This is a genomic window from Campylobacter sp. DY7, from assembly GCF_057802535.1.
The window spans coordinates 19785-30454 of record NZ_JBYJAU010000017.1; the positions used below are offsets into that span (position 1 = coordinate 19785).

A 10670-nucleotide genomic window follows, 5' to 3' on the forward strand; every position below is an offset into this window, starting at 1 on the left:
TTTCAAATTCCAAGATTTGAAATAGGCTTATTTTTAAGCTAATATGTAAGATAATTTTAAATAAGGAGTTTTTATGGTAGTTTTACAAATTACATTTGATTATTTTGGTGCTAAAGGTGATGAGTTTGTTAGCTCTTGCCTTGATTTAGCTAAAAGCATTAATGAAGAAACTGGCTTTATAAGTAAGATTTGGACTTTTAATGATGATTATAGTAGAGCTGGTGGGGTGTATTTGTTTGATACAAAAGAAAACGCTCAAAATTACGCTTTAATGCACTCAAATAGACTAAGCGAATACAAAATAGCAAGCAATATTTCTTATGAAATCTTAAATGTTTGCGAAGAATTAAGCCTAATAAATAATTTTAAACTTAACTAATTATTTATAGTTTATTACAAAAGAAATCCTTGTATTATAAGCTTGTTTAGGGATTTTGTTTTTTACTTTTCTTATTGTTTGTTTTGTTTGTTTTTCAAACATTTCATGAGAGCTTTCTATGATATTTATAGTAAGCTCATCATTTTTTATCATAAAATTACCCGCTACTTTGCCTTTAATATTTAGTATTTTTGCTCTTTTTGGATATTTTTTATATTTGTTTAAAAGCTCGTTTATAAGTAAAGCCAAAGCTTCATCATTTGAGCCTGTGCTTGAATTATTGTTTAGACTATTTGCGTTGGTTTTGCCTTCAATATTTGCTCCGTAATTTTGATTAATTTCAGACTCAACTTCTTGCTTAGCAACTTGCTTTTCTTCATGCTTTATAACTTGTTTTACTTTTTTTATTTCACTTTGTTTTTTTAATTCTTCTTTAGGTTTGATTTTTTTCTTTATACCTTCTTTAATCTCTTGTTTTGTTTCGGCTTTAATTTCTTCAACTTTTTCTTCTATTATTTGCTCATCTTGTATAAAGCTAAAATTACTAGCACTTAAGCTTATGCTTGTTTGATTTTTTAATTTGCTTTCATCTTTTACATGTATTATAGAAACTGCAAAAACTTGAGCTAAAAATATCAAAACAGAAATTACAATTATTCTCATTATTTAAGCCTTGTAAGTATTGTGTAATTATTAAAATTATTATTTTTTAATTCATAAATTACTTTTATAAAATCTTTAAAATATAATTCTTCATCACAAATTATGTTTAATTTCTCATCTTTATTAATCTTGCTTACTAAATCATCTAAACTTACTATTTCATCGTTTATTCTTAATTCAAATTCCTTTGAAATTGCTAAAACATTCGCGTCTGTTTTAGCATTTTGTTCGCTTTTACTAAGCGGTGGAGTTACATCAATTGCTTTGTATTTTACAAAACTTTGCACGCTAAGTGAGATTATGATAATTACTAGCATTACATCAATTAGCGGGATTATGTTTAAGCTAGGTTTATTCATTTTGTAACAAGATTATTTAATTTTTTGTATTTTACAATTAGCTTTGCATTGCATCTATCAAAAATATTAAATATTACTAGAGCAAGTATTGCAACAACAAGCCCGCCCGCAGTAGCTTTTAAAGCACCACTTAATGCACTTATTATCTTTTGGGTATCATCAATATTATTAAAGCCCATCATTATGCCAAAAACAGTTCCTAATAGCCCTATATAAGGGGCATTTTGGGCTATGATTGAAAGAATTGTTAGGTTTTTGCTAATTCCTATTTCAAATTCTTCTAAACTTTTGTATTTTTCATATTTAAAAAAACAATAAAATACAATTCTTTCAATCAAAACTGCAATACATAAAGCATTCATCACACCTAAGATAATAAAAACTATAAAATCTACTTCATTTTCTAGCATTAAATTTGGCATTAAAACTTAGCTCCTACTTCAAAATAAAATGATCTTCCTTGCATCATAGAATATTCGTTATTCGCTCTTTTTGTATTAAAAACATTTCCTATATCAATACTTGCGTAATAATTTACTTTTTTGATTTTATTTTCATATTTAAGTTTTAAATCATATAAAATGCTAGAGTTTTGATGAGCTATCTCATAAGCTTTTAATTTAGTAGTATCATTTACTATAAAATCATAAGCTCTTTCATAATCATATCCAGCTTCATAGTGAATAAAATTTGATATTGTAAAATTATTAAAATTATGCGTTGTAGCAAGTCTAATAGCCCAAGGTTTAGCAAAGCTTAAATTTGGTTTATCTTCTATTTTTATGACTTTTCCATCCCACATAATATTTTCTTTATCATAGCTTCTTCCGTTTTTATCAGGTCTTGTATTGCTATCAAGTAAGCTATAAAGGTCTGTTGTATAATCTTGCATATTCTTTTTATGAATAGCATAATTTGCTATTAAAGCGAAATTATTTTTAACACCAAAAATATCTATTTCATTTGCATTACTAATACTTAAATTAAAATTATGATTTTTTGATTTTCCTATATTTGCATAATATGTTTTTTCTATTCCATCGCTTTCAATTATGCCTAATCTTTTTGATTTAGCTGTCATTATTAAATCTTTTGAATTTCTAAAAACATATTTAAAATCGTAATTAATATTAGAAAATTTTTGATGATACAAAAACGCAATCTCATCATCATAAGGAGTTTTTAATTTATTTTGGCTCATTTTAGGGCTTTTAAAATCAGCTTTTAAGCTCCATTCTTCTTGAGCTGTTGTTCTTGTATAAGTTTGATTTGATGAAGAAATGAGCGAGTTTAAAACATAAGCATAAGGCATTCTTCCATAATATCTTGCATAACCTAAACTAACACTACTATTTTCATTAAACTCATAACCAGCTTTAATTCTAGGAGCAAGATTAAAATTCTTATACAAATCATCATAATTTGCTCTAGCACCAAATCTTAAAGTAAAATCATTTAAGCTAAACTCATCTTCTAAATAAAATGCAAGATTATTTGATTTTACTACATGTTTTGTTCCATCATATTTAATCAAACTTGACAAGAATTGCCCTGTATTATTAAAAGAATCATCTTTTAAACACGCAATATCATTTGCCAAACACTCACCACTTAAAGCCTTAGGAACTGCATAAATTGCACCATTTTCATCAATTTGATGATTTACTTTTGTATTGCTAAGAATAAAACCTGAATTTAAAGTATGATTATTTAAATAATATTTAAAATCAAAATCTAAGCTTAAATTATCTTGCAATCTATCAACAGCAGTGGTTGAGCCAACTCTTGCTATGGTAGAATTGCTCCAATTATTTATATTTGAACTCTTCCAAATTTGCATAATGCTAGTATCAGAATCTCTATTATAATTTAATTTAGAATAAGATAAGTTTGAATCTATTGCATAATTATCGTTTTCATAAAATAAATTGATTTTTGATACGATATTTTTTTGAGTAATTGAGTAATGTCCGTTTAAATTATCGCTTGTATTGTATTCTTGTTTGCTAGGTGCATAAATTATGCTTGGAGTTAGAATTATTCCATTATCTGCAATATAATTAAATTTTAATAAAAAGTTTTGGCTTATATTTTTAATATCATAAGAATTCTCATCAAGTGCTTTGCTAGGCTTTGTAATAACACTTCTTAAGTCTGAAAAATCAAACAAAACTCCAAATTTTTCATTAAAAGTATTTGAAAATCCAAAATTTGTATTGTATTTTTTCCATTTTTTTGAACTTGTATTGCTTAAATCATTTTCATAAGTTGTTATTCTAGCAAGACAAGCTGCATCATTTTCATCGCAATCAGGATATAAAGTCTTAGTTAAATTACTAGAAGTAAAACCAAAATTAACATAAGAACTTAAATCCTTGCTAGGATTTTTGCTCTTGCTATCAACAACCCCACCTGTAAATTCGCCGTATTTAGCAGGGATAAAACTATCAAATACTTCTACACTATCAAGAATATTAGTATTTAAAAATACGCCTTGAGATGGTGTTTCAAACTGCCCTTTATCATCTAATGCAGTACTTGAACCCGCTGGATCAATATCGTTTGTAATGCTTATTCCATCAAGAGTAAAATTATTTTGATAAAAAAGGCTTCCATTTATACTTATTTTATCAGGCACAATATTTGCACCATTAAAGCTTGAATGATTGCTTACATCAAAGCTTACATTTGGATTATATTTTAAAATAGAGCTTATGTCTTTATTGCTACTTGCAAAGCTTTTTAAAAATTCACTTGAATAAATAGTGCTTTTTTGATTATTAATCAAGTTAGCACCCCCCCCCGTTACATCAATACTGCCAACATTAATTTCTGCTAAAGCACAAGAACAAATAATAGAGCATAAAAAAACTTTCTTCATAAAATCTCCAAAATTAATAATTATTCTTAGATTGTAATATAATGAAAATTAAAATCACTTTAAATTAAAATTTATTTTTATCATAAAGCTCTTTTAAATCTTTTGCTCTAATTATTATGCTTAATTTTTTAAGATTGTTAAAATTTGCATTAATTAGTATAAGCTCAATCTCATCGCTAACCTTAAAAATACTAAAATCTCTGCAATATTTAGCACTGCATTTAGTGTTAATTCCTATTTCAAATTCATCATAATCGCTTATGTAATAATCATCAAGATTTACCTTATTTGCTTTGATTAGCTCGTATTTAAATGATAAAGTTTGTTTTAACTCTTCGTAATCTTTACTAAGTTCGTATTTTATTTGCTTTAAAATATCATCTTTAAAAATAAGCCATAAAAAATAATTATTTTCATCAATATTACAAGCTAGACTTCTAAGACTTTTATAAGCTTTTTTATCGCCGAACATTTTCTTAAAAATCTCGCCTTTTTTTGTATTTGGCAAGAATGATGAGCGAAGATTGCATGTGTAAGGTCTACTTTTTCCATATTCATAATTAAAATAACTATCAACTTCGCTAGTATTAAACTCATTTATCTTCAAGCCAAAATCATAAGCACTTAAACTAATAAAAAAACTTGATATTAATAATAATTTTTTCATTTCTTATCCTTAATTCTTTCGTAATTATTGCAAGATGTAAAACTTCTTAAATCGCAAGCTTTTTTATAAAATTTCAAAGCATTTTCTATATTGTTTTGCTTTTCATAAATATTTGCACTCATCATACAAGCTAGGTTTTGGTTTAGTTCGCAAGCTTTTAAAAAGTATTTTAAAGCAAGTTCTAAATCATCTAAATTATATTTTTTAAAATACGCAAAATAGCCTATCTGATAGCAAGATGAGGCAAACTCTAAATCACAAGCTTTACTATGATTTAGCAAAACATAATCATCATTTATAGGTAAATAATATTGATATAAATTTGCAAGTTCATAGCAAGAGTTTGCATATTTTTTATCACAATTTTTCTCATAATAATTTATCACTTTAAAAAAATCTTGTTTAGTATCAGCTAAAGAGTATTTATAAATATTTCCTAGATTATGACAACTTTGTAAATAGCCTAAATCACAAGCTTTATTTGCTAATTCTTTTGCTAATTGTGTATTTTTCATAGCAGTATTAAAATAAATCATACTTAAGCGATGACAAGCTAAGGCAACATCTTCTTCACAAGATAGTGCTAATAATTTTTTAGCCCTTTTAATATCACTATTTATTAAGCTAATTGCTAGATTTGTGCAAGATAAATAATCATTTTCTTTACACTTAATAGCTAAATCACTAGCTATTGCATAAACACAAAAAAACAAAATAAAAAGCTTTTTCATAATCTTTCCTTTTTTCTTGATTATAATTATTATTATTTAATATTATTAAATAATTATTAATATCATTATAAAAATTATTAAAAGGAGCTTGTATGAAAAAATTAATATTTTTAGGACTTGCATTTAGTTTTGCAATCTCTAATGAGCTTAGTTTTAGACAAATTAGAGAAGATATTTTTAATGTAGATGATAAAACACTAATTGCTTATGCTAAAAAAATAAGACTAAAAGCAATCCCTAGCAATGCTTATGAGCTTGAAGAGTTAATTAAAAATACAAGCCCTGATTATGAAATATATCCAACTACAACAAAAAGAATTGAATTAGGCAAAAAGCTTTATTTTGACCCAAGACTTTCAAGAAGTGGGCTAATATCGTGCAATACTTGTCATAATTTAGGTTTAGGTGGAGTTGATGGCGTAGCTGCAAGCACAGGACACAAATGGCAAGCAAACCCGCACCATCTAAACGCTCCAAGCGTTTATAATGCAGTGTTTAATCCTAATCAATTTTGGGACGGAAGAGCAAATCATCTAAAAGAACAAGCAAAAGGACCTATTCAAGCTGATGTTGAAATGGCAGAAGATAGCCAAATCGTAGTAGAAAAAATCAAAAGCATTCCTGAATATGTAAATGAGTTTAAAGACGCTTTTTCAAATGATATTAATATTGATTTTGACTTAATTGCAGCAACTATCGGTATATTTGAACGAACTTTAATCACCCCTTCAAGATATGATGAGTTTTTAGAAGGCGATGTAAATGCTTTAAGTTTTGATGAAAAACAAGGGCTTAGAACATTTATTAATAAAGGTTGTGTTTTATGTCATTATGGGATAAATGTTGGCGGAGCTTTTAGGGGTTTTGGCTTTGTTAGGTATCAATATGTAAATTACGGAGATTTTAACGGAAACGAAAACAATAGAGTAAAAGTTCCTACCTTAAGAAATGTAGCAAGAACGGCTCCTTATTTTCATAATGGCAGTATTTGGAGCCTAACTGAAGCGGTTGAATCTATGGGAAGAATTCAGCTTGGAATTGAACTAAGCGAGCAAGAAATTAAAAATATCATAAGCTTTTTAAAATCACTTAGTGGCAAACTACCACAGATAGTTTATCCAGAGCTTCCACCTTCAAGTGATGAGACAATTCGCCCTAAACTTGATTATTAAACTTAATTAATTCCTATTTTAGAATTTAAAATAGGAATTTCAATTTTTAAAATCCTATTTCAAATTCCAATAATTCAATGTGATTTCAAAGCTTTTTCAAAGGAATTTAAATTCGGAAATTAAATTATTTTAATGATATAAATTTGGATTTTTTAACTTCAAACGAATTAATCAAAGCTAGTTATTTATTAATAATTTTATTATTTTAGTTTTGTTAGCGCTTTATCAAAGTAGTTTTTATAGTGCGAGTGATTTAGCTAAATTGATTGCATAAATAATTTCATAATTTTTATAACCATAACAATCAAATAAGATTCTTTCAATCCCCTAAGGCGGGGAAGTGTCTTTCTAACCAAACGCATCGCTTTTTCATTATAAATTAGCGATTGAGTTTCAATCCCCTAAAGCGGGGAAATGTCTTTCTAACCCATAATAGATTCCTAAACCATTTCTATGCTAAGTTGTTTCAATCCCCTAAAGCGGGGAAATGTCTTTCTAACATAAGGCTGATAAGCTAGAGCTTGAACCTATTAAGTTTCAATCCCCTAAAGCGGGGAAGTGTCTTTCTAACCCTTAATTTTTCCATACTTTTGTTAAAAAGATTTAATAAAAAAAATGATTATAAAAAACAATGATTAATATTATCTAATAAGCATTTAAAATAAAAAATTATTAAAAAAGTAGCAAATGCTAAGCAAAAATGAAATTTCATAGCTTAAAGCTCTATTTTTCCATAAAAATTTTTGATATGTTTAGCATTTTCTATTTTTAAGAATTTTTTAAGTTCTAAAATCTCTATAAAATAGACATTTTAAATCTTAGCCAAAGCTTAAAATTCGCAAATGCAAAGCTAAATTCATAAAATCAAGCAAATTTTCTAACTATTAAGCTAATTTTAATCTAAAAATAGGGTAAATGCTAAGCCTAAAAATAAGCCTTGCAGCATTCAATTTCCTATTTTAAATTCCACAAAATTTAAGCACAAAATCAAAAGAATTTAAAATAGGAATTTCAAGTAGTTTAAGAAAAATTATTCCTATTTTTAAACTTAAAAATAGGAATAAAAAGATTAATAATTTAATCCAACTTCTAGCATTATACTTCTTCCGCTTGCATAATCATATATTAGCTTATCGTCTTTTTTGCTTGCGTTTATTTTGTTTTTTGTATTTAATAAGTTTTCAATATTTACATTCGCAAAAAACTCAACATCTTTTTTCATCTTGTATTTATAAGCAATATTCATATCCCAAGTAAAGTGATCGTTTAACTTAATTAGCTCATACTCTCTTATGCGTTCGGCTCTATTGTAATTAGAAATTAAAGCCTTCTTGCTAGGCGTAAATGTAAATAAATTTGCAATTCCTAAACCATAATCAGGAATGTTTAAATTATATAAAAAAGTGATTTTGTATTTATCGTAATAATCAATTATCGGAAGGTCTTTTTGAGCGATTATTTCGCCATTGTATTTAACTTGATTATTTCTATCCCACTCATCGCTTCTATAGTCTTTAAAATCTGATTTTTTCTTTGTATAACTTGCGCTTAAACTAAAATCATTTAAGGTATTAAAGATTTCAATACTTTTTGCATTTGCAATATCAAGGCTTATAATATCAGCTTTTGAAGTGCCTAAATTAGTATAAACTTTATAATTTTTTGATAAGTTTTCATCATCAATATCAGCTAAGCCTAAAGTTTCCTTATCGCTTAAAACTACTTGATTTTTTCCTAATCTTTTTAAGTATTTTAAACTAAGCTTTGTGTTTTTAAACTCGCCCCTATAAAATACGCTAAACTCATCATTAAATGAGCGTTTTAACTCATTAAAATTATACATATTCTTCTTACCGCCAGTTTGCTTAAACTCTTCACTATAATCGGTTCTACTTAAAAACTGCGTATAAGAATAAATATTATCATATAGCTTATATGCGAAGAAATTCTTACCATAATACCTATTATATCCAGCTCCAAAGAAGTTGCTTTCATCGCCTAATAAATCAAACTCACTTGTAATTCTAGGAGCTACATTAAACTTTTTAATAATGCCATCATAACTTCCCCTTGCACCTAATCTTAGATTAAATCTTTTATATTTAATATCATCTTCTAAATATAAATCAAAATTAGTTGCGCTAATTCCTGTTTTAAATTCCGGAGTAAAAGTTGCTCTTGTTAGATACTGCCCTGCTCCTGTGTTTCCTTTTCTATCTACTACATCACCCATTAAGCAAAACACATCGCCATCTTTACAAACCACGCCAGCAGGTAAAATAGTAGGATTATAATATTCTGCTAAATGTTTTAAGGTTTCATAGCTAGCTTTTTTATGACTTAGTTCAAGTCCTGTATAAAAAGTATGTTCTGTATTTTTAAACTCTTTTACATCGCTTTCTAAATCAAGCTTATAATTTAATTCTTTCGTTCGCTCTTTAATATCGCCATATCCACCTTTCATAGAAAAAGTACTTGTTCCCCAGTTTGCAACCTCGTTTGTAAAAAAGCCAAATTTCATATTTTTATCAAAATACCTTGCACTATCTTGAATGCTATAGCCTAAATTTTGAGTGATATTAAAGCCATCAAATTCACTAAAAAGCTCAACGCTAGAAATTATCCCGCCAAATTTAGCCTCTAAATTAGAATCAATAACTCCTTCTAAAAAGCCTTTATAAACGCTAGGAGCATAAATAACGCTAGGCCTAATTATATGATTATCTAAAGCGATAAAGCCTTTTAATAAAAAGTTTTCATTTCTTCTGCTTTGATTAGGATAAAAATATCCTTGTGCTAAAACTTCTCTTTTTGTTGGCATTTTTATCGTTGAAGTTGTCCTTGAGTAATCAAACAAAATCCCATAATCATCGCTAAAACGACTTTCTAAATAAATATTTTGATTTTGTTTTACAAAATTATTATTTAGGTTTTTGCCACGACTTGTTTCATAATCAGCTCTATTTTCTTCATCTATTATGATTTTATTAAGATTACCATCCGTATAGCTTGTAGATATTCTAGCACCGAATTTTTTCGTAGGATCTTTTAGCTTAGTATCAATTACACCGCCTTCAAAATTGCCGTATTTTGCACTGATATTGCTATCTAAAATCTTTAAACTTTTTAAAATATTTGTATTAATTACGCTACCTTGAGCTCCCATAACAGGCGCTCTCCAAAGTGATGAGGCGTTTATATTTTGATTACCTGCTGGATCAATTGCATTATCAAAGCTCATTCCATTTACTAAAAATGCGTTTTGATAAAACGGCGCTGCATTTATACTAAAGTCTTTTGGGCTGATTTCTGCTTTGTTTGTAGAAATATTATCCCCCATATTTAAATTAATATTTGAGTTTTGCTTGATACTTTCATCTATTCTTTTATTTGGCTCTGTATCACTGAAATTATATTCTTTAAAACTTGAATATTTTGAATACCCCCCCCCATTAACTTCATACATAGGCTTATTTACATCAATTTCACCTATATCAATCTCGTTTGCATATACTAATGAAACAATAGCAATTAAAGATAATTTTCTTTTCATTTATTCTCCTTAAAATTGAGAATTATTACTAAATTAACTTAAAATGAAATTAATATTTATTATTAAAATAATATAAATAATTATTTTTATGTTAAATACTTATTATTACTACTCTTTTAATCAGGTTTTAGTTTAATTAAAAGTAATCTTAAGGTCGATAATAGATAATATAAATACTTAATTCCTAATTCAAATTCCAAGAAATTTTCAAAGAATTTGAATTAGGAATTAAGTATTTAAAAACAAGTTAGGATTGTTTATATAA

Annotated in this window: 9 protein-coding genes; 2 read left to right on the forward strand and 7 right to left on the reverse strand. The window is 27.1% G+C overall.

The annotated features are described in order from the left end of the window. Positions 1-73 precede the first annotated feature (73 nt). Positions 74-379, forward strand: a complete 306-nt coding sequence (locus tag AC1B00_RS08545) for a YdhR family protein (RefSeq protein WP_488849279.1) — start codon at positions 74-76, stop codon at positions 377-379. On the opposite strand, the gene AC1B00_RS08550 is transcribed toward AC1B00_RS08545, so the two are convergent. The 6 genes from AC1B00_RS08550 to AC1B00_RS08575 form a co-directional block, all read right to left on the reverse strand. Then, entirely contained in the window at positions 380-1042 is a 663-nt protein-coding gene (locus AC1B00_RS08550) for an energy transducer TonB (RefSeq protein WP_488849281.1), read from the reverse strand. Beyond that, positions 1042-1401 carry an ExbD/TolR family protein gene (locus AC1B00_RS08555; RefSeq protein WP_488849283.1) on the reverse strand — a complete coding sequence of 120 codons (360 nt, stop codon included), beginning with the start codon at positions 1399-1401 and terminating at the stop codon, positions 1042-1044. The genes AC1B00_RS08550 and AC1B00_RS08555 overlap by 1 nt, the downstream gene beginning before the upstream one ends. Then, a complete protein-coding gene (locus AC1B00_RS08560; RefSeq protein WP_488849284.1) occupies positions 1398-1823 on the reverse strand; it encodes a MotA/TolQ/ExbB proton channel family protein in 426 nt (141 codons plus the stop codon). Before AC1B00_RS08560 ends, AC1B00_RS08555 begins: the two co-directional genes overlap by 4 nt. Beyond that, positions 1823-4282, reverse strand: a complete 2460-nt coding sequence (locus AC1B00_RS08565) for a TonB-dependent receptor (RefSeq protein ID WP_488849285.1) — start codon at positions 4280-4282, stop codon at positions 1823-1825. Before AC1B00_RS08565 ends, AC1B00_RS08560 begins: the two co-directional genes overlap by 1 nt. Positions 4283-4346: 64 nt before the next feature. After that, a complete protein-coding gene (locus tag AC1B00_RS08570; RefSeq protein WP_488849286.1) occupies positions 4347-4949 on the reverse strand; it encodes a hypothetical protein in 603 nt (200 codons plus the stop codon). Next, entirely contained in the window at positions 4946-5680 is a 735-nt protein-coding gene (locus AC1B00_RS08575) for a tetratricopeptide repeat protein (RefSeq protein WP_488849287.1), read from the reverse strand. Before AC1B00_RS08575 ends, AC1B00_RS08570 begins: the two co-directional genes overlap by 4 nt. Positions 5681-5772: 92 nt before the next feature. On the opposite strand from AC1B00_RS08575, the gene AC1B00_RS08580 reads away from it, so the two are divergent. Continuing rightward, on the forward strand, positions 5773-6852 hold the full coding sequence (locus AC1B00_RS08580) for a cytochrome-c peroxidase (RefSeq protein ID WP_336612080.1): 1080 nt from the start codon (positions 5773-5775) through the stop codon (positions 6850-6852). 1069 nt (positions 6853-7921) lie between these two features. Here AC1B00_RS08580 and AC1B00_RS08585 read toward each other — a convergent pair. Continuing rightward, positions 7922-10405, reverse strand: coding sequence for a TonB-dependent receptor (locus AC1B00_RS08585; protein WP_488849288.1), 2484 nt, complete (start codon positions 10403-10405; stop codon positions 7922-7924). Positions 10406-10670 lie beyond the last annotated feature (265 nt).

Bases quoted from the DNA above. Each gene is read 5' to 3' on its own strand.
- AC1B00_RS08545 (WP_488849279.1), top strand. From the start codon at position 74: ATGGTAGTTTTACAAATTACATTTGATTATTTTGGTGCTAAAGGTGAT.
- AC1B00_RS08550 (WP_488849281.1), bottom strand. From the start codon at position 1,042: ATGAGAATAATTGTAATTTCTGTTTTGATATTTTTAGCTCAAGTTTTT.
- AC1B00_RS08555 (WP_488849283.1), bottom strand. From the start codon at position 1,401: ATGAATAAACCTAGCTTAAACATAATCCCGCTAATTGATGTAATGCTA.
- AC1B00_RS08560 (WP_488849284.1), bottom strand. From the start codon at position 1,823: ATGCCAAATTTAATGCTAGAAAATGAAGTAGATTTTATAGTTTTTATT.
- AC1B00_RS08565 (WP_488849285.1), bottom strand. From the start codon at position 4,282: ATGAAGAAAGTTTTTTTATGCTCTATTATTTGTTCTTGTGCTTTAGCA.
- AC1B00_RS08570 (WP_488849286.1), bottom strand. From the start codon at position 4,949: ATGAAAAAATTATTATTAATATCAAGTTTTTTTATTAGTTTAAGTGCT.
- AC1B00_RS08575 (WP_488849287.1), bottom strand. From the start codon at position 5,680: ATGAAAAAGCTTTTTATTTTGTTTTTTTGTGTTTATGCAATAGCTAGT.
- AC1B00_RS08580 (WP_336612080.1), top strand. From the start codon at position 5,773: ATGAAAAAATTAATATTTTTAGGACTTGCATTTAGTTTTGCAATCTCT.
- AC1B00_RS08585 (WP_488849288.1), bottom strand. From the start codon at position 10,405: ATGAAAAGAAAATTATCTTTAATTGCTATTGTTTCATTAGTATATGCA.